The sequence below is a fragment of the Sungkyunkwania multivorans genome, from assembly GCF_042675645.1.
GTDB lineage: Bacteria > Bacteroidota > Bacteroidia > Flavobacteriales > Flavobacteriaceae > Sungkyunkwania > Sungkyunkwania multivorans.
The window spans coordinates 1-14,073 of the sequence record NZ_JBHTJH010000008.1; the positions used below are offsets into that span (position 1 = coordinate 1).

Genomic DNA, 14,073 nt, shown 5'->3' on the forward strand with positions numbered 1-14,073 from the left:
ACGGCAAAGAGGCCCACAAAATTGGGGCGGGTAGGAGAGAAGATCATTGAAAATGCACAATGGGCCTGCCCGAAAGAATTATAAGTTAAGGCATTGCACGTAACGGCCGGGTGTATGATCCGTTGCGTTGTTTGGCACCCAATTTAGCAAACAATCGCGAACCTGTGAAAATTCCGCTGGAATTTTCAGAAAAGTGACAGGCCATAGCCATGGATCATACACATTGTTACGTGCTGTGCAGACCTAGGCCTTGCAAGTTGGCATGGACCAAGATTCCAGCCATTTTTTTCATCGCTGAGGGCAGTGAAAGGCTTCGTCCAAAAGATAGCAAGATGGACAGCGACCATGTTGCGGCGACCAAAAAATGACGCCCGAAGAAGGTTAGAGAGTAACCGAGCCCTATGCGCCAGGCTGCTCGCCGTAAGGGTAAGGCCTTGCAGGTAATAAAAGGTCATTGATACATTTTTTGCGAGCTGCGACCCAAAAAAATGGCCCAGGGCGAGGGACGGCAAAGAGGCCCACAAAATTGGGGCGGGTAGGAGAGAAGATCATTGAAAATGCACAATGGGCCTGCCCGAAAGAATTATAAGTTAATGCATTGCACGTAACTTGTATATAAACGCAATGGCGTTTATTTCCTATATATTTTAAATGATCATGCAGTTTATTCCTCCATATTGGTTGGCTAAAAGCCACTGGACTGGATGTATAAGTAAAAATAAGAAGTTTCCTGTAGTTGCTGCTACGGTTTTCCCGTAAAAAAAATTACTACCAAAAAGATAGGATCATAAACCGATACCTCCTAATTATCCGCAGTTTCAACAAAGCTGTTTTGTTCTTGAAGATTTGGCCATTTGCCTGCAGATAAGTTTCTGAAAGAAATGATAGTGCTCACCAAAAAGCAGGACAAAATACTTAAAACGATTGAATTTGGAAGTTGTCCCTATCACATCAATATCTCGTTGGGCAATTCCTCTCCGAGACCAGGATCAGGGATCAATCGCTTGTGAAACATGTTGTAAAAGCGATTCAAGTCATTGCCGCGGTTCTTCTCGAGCGAGGCGTAGCGGTCCTGTGGATGGGTGCTCGTGTAGCAATGAATGATCACCGTTGGGTTATGTGCCATCTTGTTGCCCCCATACATCTTCCCGTTCTCCTTCACCTGTATGATGAACACCCAGATCACCGAGGGGTACTTGTTTCTAAGATAGCTCAACTCATCGGCCGTAAGTCCGAGGTCCGTTGCGCTGTCGGCCACGATGACCTTGAAGTACTTGCACATTTCCTCGATCTCTTTCAATGGATCCTCCACCTCGCCCTTGATCGCGATATTGCCTCTTCCCTTCGCAGTGGTGTTCCACTTCAGGGAGTTCTGCGTGTCCTTGCTATGGATCCCTCCTTGTTCATAGTCGATGTAGCCCACCGGCTGATTCATCTCACCGAATGCGTTCGCTATCTGCATGGCCAACTGAGACTTGCTGCTGTGCTTGTCACCCTTGATCAGAATCAAAGCCTTGTGTGGCTGCAACTGCTGTAGGAACTGACCTATCTCCCCAGGTAGCATAAAAATACCATTGGCACGTCTAGGGGCCTTTGACGCGGCGATGAATCCTAGCTTCGATATCTTTGGGTCTGTGATGACTTTCCTATTTATAGGATGATCGCTAGCCCCTTCCGTGAGGTCATTGCCGGCAACGGTAAGCGCTTCTTTAACCGGAACAATGACCTCGTTGGAAACTGGAGCTGGTCGCTGTTCCTCGACCACTAGCTCGGAGGGTAATGGCCTCCCTTGTTTTCCATTTTTCATGTTCGTAGTTGGTTTCGGCACGTGCTCCTCGTCCAAGACTATGACCGTTTTCCTATTGTTTTTATCGTTCTCGACCTTCACGATCTTTCCTCCTTTGAGGTACATGAATCCCTTCTTCAACTTACCTGAAGCCGAAAGACCGATCTTGGCAATTCCCTTGCGTCTCGGTGAGGCCATATCTTTGGCCTTTGACCTCCCTTTATTTTTCTCCGACTTTGATGTCTTCGCCTTGGGTTCCTGGATTCCCATACGGTAGCTTGGTAACCCGTCCTTGTTCCTGTCCAGGATATGGTCGGCGGCAGCCTGTGCCTTGCTTGCAACCCTGAAGAAGAACTTGTCGTCCTTCTCCATGCTGTTGACAAGTCGTTTGCTCCATCCCTTCAGATACTTGGCACTGTTCTCGATAGTGGAGAACAGGATACCAGATTCCGAGCAGAGGAACACCCCCCCGAGCTCTGCTATCAATTCTTCGAATGCATAGGCCTGATTTCCCCTGCTTCCTGTCAGGTCCCGGTCCAGACGCTTGTGATGTCCTGTGCTGTGCACCAGCTCATGGAATAGGGTGCTGTAATATGCCTGTTCATTGTTGAATGCATCTATGGGGGTCATCATCACCGTATCGGTACTCGGTCTATAGGAGGGCTGATCACCCTTGAAAATGATCTTTGGCGCATTGGGCATGGCCCCTACAATGCGCTCGCCAATTTCGATGCGTTCCCTTATCGGTCTTTCGACATTGTCATTCTTTGGGACCTCACCAAAGTCGATCCCGATCACATCTCCGCCATTGAAGACATTGTAATATTTCAGTATGGGTATGAAGCTGCCATCCACGAACCTGTCCACGGTCCATGCGGTGTTCTGGAGGATATTGATATTGTCCTTGTTCTTCAATACCCAATTCTTGAATTTGACCTTGCTATAAGATGAGAAGGAGATTTGATTGTTGTCCGCTTCGGTATGGGTATAGAGCCTGGTGAAATAAACAACACGATGTCCATTGCTTCCCTTCTTCAGTTTCCCCTTGAATTTCTTGATCTGGTTGAAGGTGAGGAAAAAGGGGTTCTTCCATACCTTGGGTGCGAGGATGTGCTCGCCATCGATCGACTTGACCTCGAAGTTCAACAGGAAGTAGTTGATGCCCCTGTAGCCTTTCTTGCTCTCATAGTTCACTGCTTGCAGACCGTTGTAGAGGGTGGTTCGTTCCCATTCCCGTTGCCAAGGTAGATTGCCTACTTTTTTGATGGTGTTGACCATCAGGTCAGTCACATACTTGTATATCTCAGAGGGCGTGACCGGTTTGCCCATCCCTCTATAAGGACGTTGGTCCTCGTGGAAGAGAGTGCCCAACATCGAGACCGGAACTACCTCTTCCTGATGTCCCACGTCCAGTTTGAAATGCCTGGCCTTTGGATATGCTGCAAGCAGTCCAGCCAGTTTCTTGGAGACATGCAGCTGTTCCTCAGATCTCGCGACCTTCTCGATTTCGACAAGCTCCTCTCTCTTTGTCCTTCGCCCGTTGAGGGCATTGTATCTCTCTATACATTTCATCGCTGTTGATCTATGGTGTAGGTCCTTCCCAGCACTTCCAGGTCTGCCGCTACCTGCAGGTCGTCCAATTGACCGAACAGTAGGCTTGTGGCCACCTGGCCGATATTGGCACGTACCCTTACCGAAGGGAGGGCGGTCGAGGAGTTAGGAGGGATGTCGAGTTCGAAGAAATTCGTGTCTGCGGTTCCCAGGAAGTTCCCATTGTCATCGAAGAACCTGAGCTGTCTCAGGCTGGCATTCTTGAAGGTGTTGAAACCGAAGCTGGCCATCGTTGGATTGACCAACGAGACGTCTGCAGTAAATAAGAGCTTTCCCTTGGATATGTCAATGTCGGAGATCCTTGTTATACGGACCTTGATATTGTCCATTATCTGTTGGAGGTCCGTTGCCTTACTTCTCCCGAACAGGAACAGCGCCCCCGCTCCTAAAGCCAATATGCTAAGCAACACTTTCATTCTTCCCTTTTGTTATAGTTAGCCTCTCCAGACCCCTGTAGACGAAGTAGAAGACCGTTGCGGTCACTATGGACGTTATGATAGTTTCCTTCAAATTCATCTCTTGTTACTTTTCTTTAAGATACCGATCAATGGATTCACAAGCAGTCTGATCCTACTCATTATCTGTGGTGCGAACCATAAAAGCAATGCCACCCAGACCCACATCGGTATCATCCTTATCACCTTCTTGGTATTCTCTATGAGGATCTGCTCGAATGATCTTTCCATCTTGGTCTCGGTCGTTGTGGTGGTCTCGATGTCGCTGGTCTCACCGACGATCGAGGCTATCTTGAAGGCCAGTGCATCTTCATCGAAGACGATCCTGGTACTGTTGCTCCCACTTCTGGCCCCGGCGCTGAAATTTGAGAAGGCCTCCCTCACCAGCTCGTTCACCAAACTGTCCGTGCTCTTCAAAGGGATCATGTACTCGTTGTCGATCGCCCTGTTGATCGATTTGGTCCTTGAACTGTCCCTTAGCATCTCACTCTTTTCGGTCTGCCTGGTGACATTGGACCGTTCCGTTGTCTTCTTTGTGCCTAGACATCCTATGAGAAGAAAGGGAAGGAGTATGTATAATGTTGTTCTCATGTTGCTTGAATGTTTTGTCATGCTGCACAATTGTTGGTACACTTCTTCTTGAACTGGTTTATCTGCTTCTCGAGCTCGGCCAACTTGGTAAGTACCTTCTTATGTTCATTGGCCAGTTCGTCATATCGCCGCTTGTCCTCCTCGACATATTCGGCATATACCTTCTGTATCTTCGACATCACATCGGTCTCGGTACTCTTCACTTCCGCCAGGCGCTTCCTTCGCTCGAACAGGTAGCCGAGTATCGAAACACCCCCAAAGACGTAGGGGATGAGTATTGTGATGATCTCATTCATAGTAGGTCCTTTTTTAAAGTTCTATAGCTCAGGTTTCTTGGTGGTTTCCAAGGCCAGCGATACCCTCTTTCTTTTATCTATTTCAACTATGAGATCTTCTAGGGTAAGTTCCTCTGGTTTCTCTATCCCATTCTCGGATGCGATGTCCAATAACTTCCTGATGGTGATATGTGCGTAATTCATTGTATTCGTTTTTGGTGTTTCTTCTAAAGTGCTATCCATGCAGTGCCATCATAGACCACCTCATATTGACTCCCAGGTGCGATCGCTACGGTATTCGTCACGATGTTGTTCAATGAGGTCGACCTATTCATGATCCGAAAATATCGATCCTTGACGGCCACGGTCGGAAGGTTCACGTTCAACGCCCCGGCGGTCGTATTCTCGATATTCTGTATCGATGGGGAGTTGGCATCCAACGTCTTCGCCGCTGTGATGGTCTCCCTGTTGGTCTTTACGGATAGCAAGGCGTTCTTGAGGAATACGTTCTCGTTGGGGTCCTCAAACAACAACTGACCGTTTCCGGTGTTGTCCTTCAACAGCCACCCGGCCTGTGAGTTCGTGCTATTGTCGGTACTTGGCTTCAGGATCACTCCAGAACCGACCTCGAACTCTGCCCCGGACCTTCCCTGCATCCTCAATGAACCGGTCAGCCCACTGTTAAGCAGGACCGCTCCACCAGCATTTGATATGGACCCTCCAAATATCCCACTTCGAACGATGAACTCGAATGTGAGGACATCGATCGCGGTGAGCTTTGTCAGGTCGCCCTCCAGTCTAACAATGTCAAGCGTATCGGTCAGACCGTTCTCGAACGTCTTGGCAGGTGGGATGACCGGTCTGCTCTTTGATATGACTCCTATCATTACGTGTTCGTTTTTTTTCGTTATTCTATACCAGGATAAATCCTCTTGCATCCCTCTGACCATTCAGGTATATGTTCTTGGCCTGTGATATCGAAAGCCCGTTCCTGAACTGGAAGTGTGGCCTGTCCTTCCTTGTCCATCGACCTCCCCATTCAAACCCTTCTCTTTCAAATTCTCGTGCGATGATCTCCCATCGTGGATTGCTCCATAGTGCTTTACCGTTTTTTATTTCTACCACATCGACAGCGAGCGCATAGTTGTGCCAGCTTTCACCAGCGCGTGCGTTCGTGACCTTCGGAAGATGGAGGTCCTTCGTCCTTCCGATGGCATATAGTTCATCCTGTAGCTCGAAGCTGCGGAAATGGCCATCCTTGGTGATCCTCACCTTGATACCCATCCTGTCCAGCCTATTTATCGCTCCGGAGACCTTATCCCTAATGATCGGGTGGAGGTTCCTGATGCGTCTGTTGGTAAATCTGTCCCATGTGTCCATGATAAGGTCCTTGTTTGTGATTCCTAATATGGCTATCGCTCCAATGGCAGCGAGTATGTACTGCCACCTATTCATCAGATGGAGGCCTTTATCGTTTTGCTTGGCCTTAGCAGCCTGTACCCACCATAGACGAGCAATGCCCACATCCATAGTGGGATCCTCAGATCGCTCGGTGGTGTGTTCGCCGTAACGACGACGTCCTCCAGCTGTGTGGTCTCGTCCTCCAATACGATCTGAGAGGGGATGCGACTTGCAGGAATGCTCACCGTTTCCTTTCCGAGATGCGATATGCTCACCATGCCATTGGCGGGCACGTCCAGAAAGAACAGCCCTCTTGCGCTGGTGATGGTCGTCACCAGTGGACCGCCAGGGATTTCGGCCACCACGTGTGCGCCGATCAGTGGTGTTCCGTTGGTGTCCACCACCTGCGAGGTGATGTCGATGGTCGCGGCGACCGTGTTCTGTAAGCAACCTTTCGTTGCGCAATTAGGTTCTAACGGGTCCTGCGCCCATTCTCGTGGGTCACCGAATGGAAGTCCATCGGGATCGAATCCAAGATCCATCTCGATGATCGGTTGTGGTGCTTTTACTAAGTTCAATTCCATAGCAATTTTTGTTTTATGCGAACGAGAAGCCCGCTTGATTCACTCTTTCCTTTACCAGGTCATAGACCTCGCCATCCCCGGGACCCAGTTCACTTTGAAGCCAGTACACGAGATTTCGAGGTTCATAGCTGTCAAGGTTGCTGAAGAATCCTTCCGGTGGCGAATTGTGGCCATTATAGTCCTTGTTGCCAAATGCATCGAATACCTTCAGGAAGTCCTGGCCATTGTCGATGCGTCTGAAGACGGCCAGGATGACGTCCTCATCGGTGCCCCAAAAGGGCTGTTTGGCGTTCATCGCGTCCAATAGCTGCTGTGCAAAGTTGATGGCCGTCTGGTTGGATATGGTCGCACCCACCGTGCTTCCACCGGTTCCCTCTACCTGGTCGTCTATATCGGGGTCCCCCGTTAGGATGCCGGTCACCCTTTTGGAGGCGGTACGTACAAGACTGACGATCAAAATGGCCCCGACGATCCCACCAACGATGTACAGGGTGGGGAGGGAGTTGGTGACCACGGTGTCGCCGATGGACCTCACTGCCTTTGCAGCAGTGCCCTTTACCTTCTGGATGTTGCTGTTGCCTTTTCGTTTCTTTATCGTTGCTGCCTTCATCTTGTCCGTTTTAGATATTCAAGAACATCCGTACCGTTCGATATTTGCCGTCGTTCTCAAAGTATTCGACCGCTTTGGGCGACCTGGACACCTTCTTCAACCTCAAGAGCACCTTTGTAGGCAGCTCATTGATGGCATCCATGGCGTCCTTGCGCTGTGATGTGTCCATCGTGTCCGAGCCTGAGATCCTAACCGTCAGTGCCATGGTTCGCTATTGGTTTGATCATGGATGTCAACAGTTGTCTCACTTGGCCCATGAAATCAGGATTCTGCAAGTGTGCCTGAAGTACCTCATAAAGGAACTTGAGGTCGTCATCCAGGATCTCCGGGTCCATGATCTGATCTATGAAATACCGCTTGTTCTCACTTATCGGGTCGGACGCTCCCATTCCCGACACGGCAGCACCGTTGTTCTTGCCTGCCAAGTTGACCAGGGCGGATGCGAGGCTCGGTAGGTTCTCTACCAGCTTGACCGCTACATCGCTGTCCAACACCGACCTCTTCTCTGATTCGATGGTCTTGATGGCCAGACCTTTCTCCGCCTCGGCGATCGATAGTTTCGACCTCAGACCCAGATTTTCCTCCTCCAGCTTGCGTATCCTGGACCTTGCATCGCCAAGGTCCTCCTTCAGGCTCGCGTTCTGTTCCACCTTGTCGGTATAGCGTTCCTGTATGGACTCCAACTTGGACTCCGCCCTGAACCGAGCGGCCATCCCAATGAGTTGCGATTCCGTGGGTGACACCGGTACGGCCTCGTGGACCTTGTTCTCTAATGTGGACATATCTGTCTGTTTTTCAATTGATGTCGTTCCTTGCTCCTGGGACCTGAATTTTAGCTCTATGGGGTCCCGGTTGACGATCTTCTGGGTCGTTCCATTCCTCATCTTGAGATTGACCGTACTGCCGGTACCAAGTCCGAAGTTCGGCAGGGCCATGATGAATGTGGTCAGTGCCTCGATATCGGTCCCAGTCGCCTTACCTTCGTAGATATTCGTAAACTTTGGGTTCTCCAACTCCTTGCGTATGTCCTCCATGGTGAAGCAGTATCTGTCCTTGAAGACACCGTCACGTTGCTTCTTCACCTTGCCATTCACGACCGTGATCGAATTTGTCGGTAGTCGCTGAAGGTGATTCAGTATGGGCTGTAATGGGCTGTTCGATTCTTTCATGGTACATTGTTTTATCATTCACATTGGACGATCCCATACCATAGGACCGCACCTTGGGTGGCTCCGGGGGTCAGCGGGTCGTCAATGAACTCCACCGAGAAGTTCTCGTTGAGCAGCAGCATGTCGGTCGATGCTCGGAATATGTCATCGGTCTTGATGATGTCGACTCCCATGATGCGGACGTCCTTCTCCCCAATGTTCCTCACCGAGACGTCATAGACGCCCTTTCCGTAGAGGTCCTTGAAGTTGACGACCTTGTTATCACTGATCAATATCGGTTCAATGACACCTGCCCTCATAGCTCATCGTTTATCTCTATCACTAGGACGAGCTGTCCTATGAACGTCTGCGCAAGGGCCGAGGACCTGCTGATGTTCACCTTGACCTTTCCGTTGGTCTCGAAGTTCACCGGAATGAATCCGTTGTAGCCTCCGATCTCACCTCTCTTGAGGATCCTGTGATCCACCGGCTGCACGATGGCCTCCCCATTGGAGGCCGTTATCCCGATGTTCAATATTCCCGTAATGGTATCGGCGCTCCCATTGACCACGGCGATCCCAATGCATCGTCCCCTGTCCGGGGTGCCGATCTCAGTGTTCTGCAATGCCGCACTCGCTAGGTTGAGCGGGATGGTGTTGTATTTCGTTCTTTTCATGGCCTAATGACATTTACGGTTTCTGATCAATGGATTCCTATCGCGGTGCTTGACGAACAGCTTCTTCCTGTTTCCGATGATTTCCGCCTTTGCAGGTCTGTCGTCATTGGTCGCCTTTGCAATGGCGCTCTGAAGCTCCTTATATGGCAGGGCGGGGTCGATCCCCAATGGCATGGCCATGGATCGCAATTCTTCTTTTGTCTTACCTATTACTGACATGGCTTGATATTTGAAAAGCCTCCAGCCTATGATGTTTGGCCAAAGGCTTTGGTTGATGAATATATTTGCGGACCTGGTCTAGCTTCGGTCATTGGTCACCATACCACGGCTGATCACCTTTACGAAGCCCGCATTACCGGCTCCTGGTGCGAAGTCTGCACCTGCGGCAGGGAATTCGATCTTGAAGTCGATCTTCTTTTCGGCACGTAACAGTACCTGATGGATCTCCGTGAAATAGCTGTCTGAGTTCTTGGCTCCGTTGATAACCTCGATGGGGATCCGCAACTTCTCGGTCTCGGCCTCCAGTACCAGGAGGTCCGCGTTCTTCAGGTCGGCCGGCAAAGCGGAACTGTAATCGACATTACCTGCATCTGCTGCGATCAGACCGACTCCATACAGTACCTCCAAACTGAAGGACAGGTGATTCTGGCCCGAAGGCAACTTCTGGTTGTTGATCGAGGAGTTTCCCACGAGCTCGTTCTGATTGGCCTGGAAGAGCGAGACGGTCCCTCCCGGCGAGGCCACTTGGGCCGCGACCACGATGGCGTGCTCCTTCAGCTGAATCTTACCGGCAGCGATGTTGGCGTTTGTTATCGCATCGAGCTGCTGTTTTTCTGCGGCGTCCTCGAAGTAGGCCTTTGCGATCTCGAATTTTGTTAATCTTGACATGATCTTGATTTTTTAATGATTGATGAATGTTCTCTGTTCGATTTTGATTGTTATGCTATCGCGTAGCCTGTCAGGCCATTGATATGCCGGTCTTCATGGGCTGGGTGCGCATGGTCTGGTCGCTTGCCAGGAAGGGAATGCCGTTCGTCACCGCCCTTGCCATACCGCGCCGGCGACCTCGCCTTTTCCTTGCGGCGATGGCGACCGGGGTGGTCCCGCCACCGACCACGTCATGGAAGAACTGCTTGACGGTGGAACCATCGTTCTCCGGTAGTGCCGGTGCGACCTTGTCGCTGACGAATTCGGCCAACTGCCATGCCGTCATTCCGGCAAACGTGTTCTGGGCGAAGTTGTTCTTCAGGAATACGGCCCCGGTGACCCCGAGCAATGCGACGATGGCCTGAGCCACCATCTTGTTCAGACCGAACGATCTGATCAGCAGCATGGCCGCTCCCTTGCTGGTCATGCCACCGAGTCCATAGGCACCAGCGGCCTCCACCACTTTAGTGACTGATTGTTGAGTTTTAAGTTTCATAGCGAAAATTGTTAATTGTTAATGTTGATGTCTTCTATTTCGTCTTACCAAATACGCTCCTACCATAGGCGATCGTTGCGACCGCTGCTCCAGCTATCAGGAGGACCACCAGCCCTCCGCCCATTCCTGCCTGCTGCGGTCTCGGGCCGTTCCCCGTGGTCTGGATGTTCCCATCGCCGTCCACGAAGGTGTCGGACAGGCCGTCCGCGAGGATGTCGTTGTCACCACCTCCAAAGTCAAGGTCCGTTCCCCCCGTGGTCCTTGTAATGGAATATTGCTCGACGTCCATGGTGAGGTCATGTCCCTTTTCCCATGGGTCTGGATAGAATTTCCTTGTTGGAGTGGCGATCCTCATGGCATAGCCCTGTGACTGCAATCGATTCCTCACCGCCTGTGTGAATGCCTGTATGGCCTTGTTCTCGGTCTCCACCAGGATGGTCAGCCCGTCCTTGGTACAGTCCTTCGCCGTGGTCATCAACCAATGCCGCTGTGCGCTGTGTATCTTATAAGCCTTTTCGACAAGGAAGTCGTTGAATGCCCGAATGAGCTGCTGCGGTCGTGAGTTGATGAAGGTGTTCAGGTCCTTTTGCATTTCCCCGATGGCCCATTTAGCCGATGCCTTGGCAGATTCCGGATTCCATGATGCGCCCCAACATGAGAAGTTGAAGCCATTGGCAAGGACCGCACCCAAGGTGTTGTCCGCAAAGCCAAGGTCCAGTACATTCCCCAGGATGTCCAGACCGGGGACGATGCCCAATATGTCTCCGGTTGCACCCATTGCTGGGCCGACCTGAGACCTGAGGTTCTTGAAGGTGGTCGAAAGATTCACGAAGGTGTCATCCACACTTATTCCCCTCTTTGTGATCCGTATGAGTGGGTCCCTGCCCGTTTCGAGTTTATCCAGTACGATGTTGCGCAACTGTTGCAACGCCAATGGGGAAGGGGCGAACTGTCGCAGCATTTCCAAGAAATTTTCGAAGTCCATGAGGGCCTTCTGTATCTGTGCCGTTGGGGCCGCGAGCGTACGCCCTCCCACGAGGTCTATCGCACCGTGACCGTGCTGCCCTGTACAGGTGCAACCTGGTGCCGGTGATCCCATGTAAACATAGCTTAGTGTCGGTTCCATAAAAATATCGTCTTTTTCCAGGTAGGGAACTTCATTGTTCTCTTCCACTGTGCCGTCAATGATGTAATATCTCGTCAATGACCCGCTCTTCTGGTCCAAGGGGACCAACACGTAGACATGCGTGAACGCGTCCTCGTGGAGGTCCGGTTGTCTCACTCGCCTCAGATAGTGCTTGATGCCGAGATTGAGAAGTATTGTGCTGGCGAATATGCTGTAGCTCTTGCAATCGATGCCTTTCCTTCTCTCTGCCCAGCTGCAGGCCGGTGACCTTAGCTGTTGCCTTGCGGGGTCGATGCTGTACTGGATGTGGTTGTAGAGGAACCAATGGATCTCCTCGATGGTGTCTGCCAGATTTCCCTGGTCCAGGACCGGTGCGATGTTGCTTGCCTGTTGCTGATATATCCTTGCGGCCTTGGCCATGGCCTTCAGACCGAAGTCTGTTCTTCCTCTACCCGCATTCTTGACGGGACAGCTGTTACGCTCGAAGTGGCGGTCAAAATTTCGTCCGTCCAGGATCTCGCGATACAGGCTGCTATTTATTGCCAGGCTGTCCATACTTGCTCTGATGTTCCAAAGAACTTTGTCATTGCTCCTTCGTTGTTTCGATGTTGCTTCTGAGTGTAAATATTGGACTCAAATATGATATGGTCAGTGGCTAATTGGGATTGAAGAAGATTTTACGGACCTGTTTGGGATTTTCGAAGGATAGTAGAGAATAACGTGATCTACTGTAGTTAAAAACTATTTCGACACTTGATCTAATAGATATTATTTATTAATTTTGAAGAACCTTTTAAACCACAATGATCATGAGAAAACTGGAACACGGGAAGCCCATTCCCGATTCGGTCAGAAAACAGGTGCTCTACGCCTTTCTACATCCGATATCAGAGAATACCATCAAGAAGGTGCTGCCAGGCATCGTATTGAAAAGCCGAAAGGCCGAGGGGATCACTCAGAGACAGGCAGAGCATGTGCGCGAGGTAAGGAAGCTGGAGATCAAGGAGTTGCTCGTCAAGTTGAGTGTGATCGGTCCTGAGGATGAGATCCTATAGGGAGAAAATGATAGGAAGTGGGCGGTTAATTAGCTTTACGACCCTTTTCCATCATTGTTGCCCAGCTGTTGCTGGAGTATTCCAACCTCAATTGAATACGCATCGTATTTCCGCTTGAAGTGACCCTTGAGATACTCCATGTATTCTTGGACATCCAGGTTGCTTGTCGGTTTGAATTTGTATTCCAAGGTCACATATTCGTTCTGATACAGGTGCTGCTCATGCAGCGGGAACTGTCGGATCTTGTCCAACGGTATGTCCAAGGCCATCTTTTCCCTTTTGATTATCTTGAATACCAATGTTATCATTTCCATACCAATGTCAGAATTATTGTTAGCATCAAGGCCATTAGTGATATGATGGCCACCCAGGCCCAAGCGGGATGCACTTTGGACCTTACCAGTTTATGCTCCACTTCTTCGACCCTGCGAAGGATCTCCAGCTCGATCAGGTGTTCCTCACGGTCGTTTGACCTTAGGTAGGCCTCATAGAGCTCGTCTGTCGTCATTTCAGTGTAAGATAGATCTTTCATGGCTTTCATTTTAGATTTGGTTCATTTCCGATACCCTCATCCGGTTCCGCCTGATTCAGAAGGACCAGCTCACTTTTGAGCCGGTCGTTCTCATTGCGCAGCTGCGCGCAATGGTCGTTCAATCTAATGGCTTGCAAGAATGATGCCATTGCAACTATGAACAGCAGCACGCAAACGTAACAAATGATGTAAAGCGCGGTAAATTCCTTGTTGTTGTTCTCTTGTTTCATGATGTTGTGGTTTAAAAGGTCCTGTGTTGGGCTTGATTCAATTCGGTCCCTCGCTCAACACCTCGGCATCGACCGTGATCATTTCATTGATGACCATTTTGGGCACCGACTGTTGTCCGGTCTCAAGGATGGACCTGATGATGTCATCGAGGTCGGTGGTCGTCACCCGTATGGCCCCAAGTTCCATGGCGGCGGTGCTCATGGCCTCACTGAGCAGGTCATAGGAGTACGTGTCAGGGTCGTAGCCGCTCTTGTTGAGCCCGATGTCCTTTGCCAGCCTATGGAGGCTTTCTACGTGGGCACTCGCCATTCGTTCTGTGTCTGTGAAGATCATCATATAGCTTGATTTTATGTTAGTTCAATTCTTGTGTATTCGCCTTATGAGCTGCCCAGACTGGTTGTCATAGAAGTCCACACAGTTGCACATTCTGGCCTTCTCGATGTACCAGCCTTGTCGCTCGAAATGGGCTATGTAGCTTTCATCGTCAAAGAACTTAGGATTCCGGTCGTTCTTGAGAAAACTGTAGACGGTATTGTACGGGATGACCCCGTGGACCACCACTCCCTTGT

At 50.3% G+C, this 14,073-nt stretch carries 22 protein-coding genes; 1 reads left to right on the forward strand and 21 read right to left on the reverse strand.

The annotated features are described in order from the left end of the window. Positions 1-946: 946 nt before the first annotated feature. The 17 genes from ACFQ1M_RS09725 to ACFQ1M_RS09805 form a co-directional block, all read right to left on the reverse strand. On the reverse strand, positions 947-3,358 hold the full coding sequence (locus ACFQ1M_RS09725) for an ArdC family protein (RefSeq protein ID WP_386407568.1): 2,412 nt from the start codon (positions 3,356-3,358) through the stop codon (positions 947-949). Continuing rightward, entirely contained in the window at positions 3,355-3,813 is a 459-nt protein-coding gene (locus ACFQ1M_RS09730) for a hypothetical protein (RefSeq protein ID WP_386407571.1), read from the reverse strand. The genes ACFQ1M_RS09725 and ACFQ1M_RS09730 overlap by 4 nt, the downstream gene beginning before the upstream one ends. Positions 3,814-3,909: 96 nt before the next feature. Next, positions 3,910-4,443, reverse strand: a complete 534-nt coding sequence (locus ACFQ1M_RS09735) for a hypothetical protein (protein ID WP_386407574.1) — start codon at positions 4,441-4,443, stop codon at positions 3,910-3,912. 17 nt (positions 4,444-4,460) lie between these two features. After that, a complete protein-coding gene (locus ACFQ1M_RS09740) occupies positions 4,461-4,739 on the reverse strand; it encodes a hypothetical protein (RefSeq protein WP_386407577.1) in 279 nt (92 codons plus the stop codon). Between the two features lie 21 nt (positions 4,740-4,760). Beyond that, a complete protein-coding gene (locus ACFQ1M_RS09745; RefSeq protein WP_386407580.1) occupies positions 4,761-4,922 on the reverse strand; it encodes a hypothetical protein in 162 nt (53 codons plus the stop codon). 23 nt (positions 4,923-4,945) lie between these two features. Then, complete coding sequence (locus tag ACFQ1M_RS09750; protein ID WP_386407583.1) at positions 4,946-5,374, reverse strand: hypothetical protein; 429 nt, start codon at positions 5,372-5,374, stop codon at positions 4,946-4,948. A 256-nt stretch (positions 5,375-5,630) separates the two neighbouring features. Next, positions 5,631-6,248: a M15 family metallopeptidase gene (locus ACFQ1M_RS09755; RefSeq protein WP_386407586.1), complete on the reverse strand. Its 618-nt coding sequence runs from the start codon at positions 6,246-6,248 to the stop codon at positions 5,631-5,633. Further along, entirely contained in the window at positions 6,173-6,703 is a 531-nt protein-coding gene (locus ACFQ1M_RS09760) for a hypothetical protein (RefSeq protein ID WP_386407589.1), read from the reverse strand. Before ACFQ1M_RS09760 ends, ACFQ1M_RS09755 begins: the two co-directional genes overlap by 76 nt. Before the next feature lie 13 nt (positions 6,704-6,716). Then, on the reverse strand, positions 6,717-7,313 hold the full coding sequence (locus ACFQ1M_RS09765) for a hypothetical protein (RefSeq protein ID WP_386407591.1): 597 nt from the start codon (positions 7,311-7,313) through the stop codon (positions 6,717-6,719). A 10-nt stretch (positions 7,314-7,323) separates the two neighbouring features. Next, positions 7,324-7,518, reverse strand: coding sequence for a hypothetical protein (locus ACFQ1M_RS09770; RefSeq protein ID WP_386407594.1), 195 nt, complete (start codon positions 7,516-7,518; stop codon positions 7,324-7,326). Beyond that, the gene (locus tag ACFQ1M_RS09775; protein ID WP_386407597.1) at positions 7,502-8,482 is read right to left on the reverse strand and encodes a hypothetical protein; all 981 of its coding nucleotides are present in this window, start codon (positions 8,480-8,482) and stop codon (positions 7,502-7,504) included. Before ACFQ1M_RS09775 ends, ACFQ1M_RS09770 begins: the two co-directional genes overlap by 17 nt. 14 nt (positions 8,483-8,496) lie before the next feature. Next, positions 8,497-8,781 (reverse strand): hypothetical protein, encoded by a 285-nt coding sequence (locus tag ACFQ1M_RS09780; RefSeq protein WP_386407600.1) that lies wholly within the window; start codon positions 8,779-8,781, stop codon positions 8,497-8,499. Then, entirely contained in the window at positions 8,778-9,137 is a 360-nt protein-coding gene (locus ACFQ1M_RS09785) for a hypothetical protein (RefSeq protein WP_386407603.1), read from the reverse strand. The genes ACFQ1M_RS09780 and ACFQ1M_RS09785 overlap by 4 nt, the downstream gene beginning before the upstream one ends. A 3-nt stretch (positions 9,138-9,140) precedes the next feature. Next, the gene (locus ACFQ1M_RS09790) at positions 9,141-9,356 is read right to left on the reverse strand and encodes a hypothetical protein (protein WP_386407606.1); all 216 of its coding nucleotides are present in this window, start codon (positions 9,354-9,356) and stop codon (positions 9,141-9,143) included. Positions 9,357-9,434: 78 nt separating this feature from the next. Next, on the reverse strand, positions 9,435-10,025 hold the full coding sequence (locus ACFQ1M_RS09795; protein WP_386407609.1) for a hypothetical protein: 591 nt from the start codon (positions 10,023-10,025) through the stop codon (positions 9,435-9,437). Positions 10,026-10,095: 70 nt separating this feature from the next. Next, positions 10,096-10,560 carry a hypothetical protein gene (locus ACFQ1M_RS09800; RefSeq protein ID WP_386407612.1) on the reverse strand — a complete coding sequence of 155 codons (465 nt, stop codon included), beginning with the start codon at positions 10,558-10,560 and terminating at the stop codon, positions 10,096-10,098. A 34-nt stretch (positions 10,561-10,594) separates the two neighbouring features. After that, positions 10,595-12,241 (reverse strand): transglutaminase-like domain-containing protein, encoded by a 1,647-nt coding sequence (locus tag ACFQ1M_RS09805; RefSeq protein ID WP_386407615.1) that lies wholly within the window; start codon positions 12,239-12,241, stop codon positions 10,595-10,597. A 254-nt stretch (positions 12,242-12,495) separates the two neighbouring features. Here ACFQ1M_RS09805 and ACFQ1M_RS09810 point away from each other — a divergent pair, with 254 nt between their 5' ends. Next, entirely contained in the window at positions 12,496-12,741 is a 246-nt protein-coding gene (locus ACFQ1M_RS09810) for a hypothetical protein (protein ID WP_386407618.1), read from the forward strand. Between the two features lie 35 nt (positions 12,742-12,776). Here ACFQ1M_RS09810 and ACFQ1M_RS09815 read toward each other — a convergent pair whose 3' ends face one another. From ACFQ1M_RS09815 to ACFQ1M_RS09830, 4 genes are read right to left on the reverse strand one after another with little or no spacing between them, the layout of a single operon-like run. Further along, positions 12,777-13,010 carry a hypothetical protein gene (locus ACFQ1M_RS09815; protein WP_386407620.1) on the reverse strand — a complete coding sequence of 78 codons (234 nt, stop codon included), beginning with the start codon at positions 13,008-13,010 and terminating at the stop codon, positions 12,777-12,779. 35 nt (positions 13,011-13,045) lie between these two features. Continuing rightward, positions 13,046-13,273 carry a hypothetical protein gene (locus ACFQ1M_RS09820; RefSeq protein ID WP_386407623.1) on the reverse strand — a complete coding sequence of 76 codons (228 nt, stop codon included), beginning with the start codon at positions 13,271-13,273 and terminating at the stop codon, positions 13,046-13,048. A gap of 5 nt (positions 13,274-13,278) precedes the next feature. Beyond that, entirely contained in the window at positions 13,279-13,503 is a 225-nt protein-coding gene (locus ACFQ1M_RS09825) for a hypothetical protein (protein ID WP_386407626.1), read from the reverse strand. Positions 13,504-13,540: 37 nt separating this feature from the next. After that, positions 13,541-13,705: a hypothetical protein gene (locus tag ACFQ1M_RS09830; RefSeq protein WP_386407629.1), complete on the reverse strand. Its 165-nt coding sequence runs from the start codon at positions 13,703-13,705 to the stop codon at positions 13,541-13,543. Positions 13,706-14,073 lie beyond the last annotated feature (368 nt).

Excerpts from the sequence above, each read along its gene's own strand:
- ACFQ1M_RS09730 (WP_386407571.1), bottom strand. The coding sequence starts at position 3,813 with ATGAAAGTGTTGCTTAGCATATTGGCTTTAGGAGCGGGGGCGCTGTTC.
- ACFQ1M_RS09815 (WP_386407620.1), bottom strand. The coding sequence starts at position 13,010 with ATGGCCTTGGACATACCGTTGGACAAGATCCGACAGTTCCCGCTGCAT.
- ACFQ1M_RS09755 (WP_386407586.1), bottom strand. The coding sequence starts at position 6,248 with ATGGATGTGGGCATTGCTCGTCTATGGTGGGTACAGGCTGCTAAGGCC.
- ACFQ1M_RS09740 (WP_386407577.1), bottom strand. The coding sequence starts at position 4,739 with ATGAATGAGATCATCACAATACTCATCCCCTACGTCTTTGGGGGTGTT.
- ACFQ1M_RS09770 (WP_386407594.1), bottom strand. The coding sequence starts at position 7,518 with ATGGCACTGACGGTTAGGATCTCAGGCTCGGACACGATGGACACATCA.
- ACFQ1M_RS09795 (WP_386407609.1), bottom strand. The coding sequence starts at position 10,025 with ATGTCAAGATTAACAAAATTCGAGATCGCAAAGGCCTACTTCGAGGAC.
- ACFQ1M_RS09780 (WP_386407600.1), bottom strand. The coding sequence starts at position 8,781 with ATGAGGGCAGGTGTCATTGAACCGATATTGATCAGTGATAACAAGGTC.
- ACFQ1M_RS09810 (WP_386407618.1), top strand. The coding sequence starts at position 12,496 with ATGAGAAAACTGGAACACGGGAAGCCCATTCCCGATTCGGTCAGAAAA.
- ACFQ1M_RS09825 (WP_386407626.1), bottom strand. The coding sequence starts at position 13,503 with ATGAAACAAGAGAACAACAACAAGGAATTTACCGCGCTTTACATCATT.
- ACFQ1M_RS09800 (WP_386407612.1), bottom strand. The coding sequence starts at position 10,560 with ATGAAACTTAAAACTCAACAATCAGTCACTAAAGTGGTGGAGGCCGCT.
- ACFQ1M_RS09790 (WP_386407606.1), bottom strand. The coding sequence starts at position 9,356 with ATGTCAGTAATAGGTAAGACAAAAGAAGAATTGCGATCCATGGCCATG.
- ACFQ1M_RS09765 (WP_386407591.1), bottom strand. The coding sequence starts at position 7,313 with ATGAAGGCAGCAACGATAAAGAAACGAAAAGGCAACAGCAACATCCAG.
- ACFQ1M_RS09775 (WP_386407597.1), bottom strand. The coding sequence starts at position 8,482 with ATGAAAGAATCGAACAGCCCATTACAGCCCATACTGAATCACCTTCAG.
- ACFQ1M_RS09830 (WP_386407629.1), bottom strand. The coding sequence starts at position 13,705 with ATGAGCACCGCCGCCATGGAACTTGGGGCCATACGGGTGACGACCACC.
- ACFQ1M_RS09805 (WP_386407615.1), bottom strand. The coding sequence starts at position 12,241 with ATGGACAGCCTGGCAATAAATAGCAGCCTGTATCGCGAGATCCTGGAC.
- ACFQ1M_RS09725 (WP_386407568.1), bottom strand. The coding sequence starts at position 3,358 with ATGAAATGTATAGAGAGATACAATGCCCTCAACGGGCGAAGGACAAAG.
- ACFQ1M_RS09750 (WP_386407583.1), bottom strand. The coding sequence starts at position 5,374 with ATGCAGGGAAGGTCCGGGGCAGAGTTCGAGGTCGGTTCTGGAGTGATC.
- ACFQ1M_RS09760 (WP_386407589.1), bottom strand. The coding sequence starts at position 6,703 with ATGGAATTGAACTTAGTAAAAGCACCACAACCGATCATCGAGATGGAT.
- ACFQ1M_RS09745 (WP_386407580.1), bottom strand. The coding sequence starts at position 4,922 with ATGAATTACGCACATATCACCATCAGGAAGTTATTGGACATCGCATCC.
- ACFQ1M_RS09735 (WP_386407574.1), bottom strand. The coding sequence starts at position 4,443 with ATGAGAACAACATTATACATACTCCTTCCCTTTCTTCTCATAGGATGT.
- ACFQ1M_RS09820 (WP_386407623.1), bottom strand. The coding sequence starts at position 13,273 with ATGAAAGATCTATCTTACACTGAAATGACGACAGACGAGCTCTATGAG.
- ACFQ1M_RS09785 (WP_386407603.1), bottom strand. The coding sequence starts at position 9,137 with ATGAAAAGAACGAAATACAACACCATCCCGCTCAACCTAGCGAGTGCG.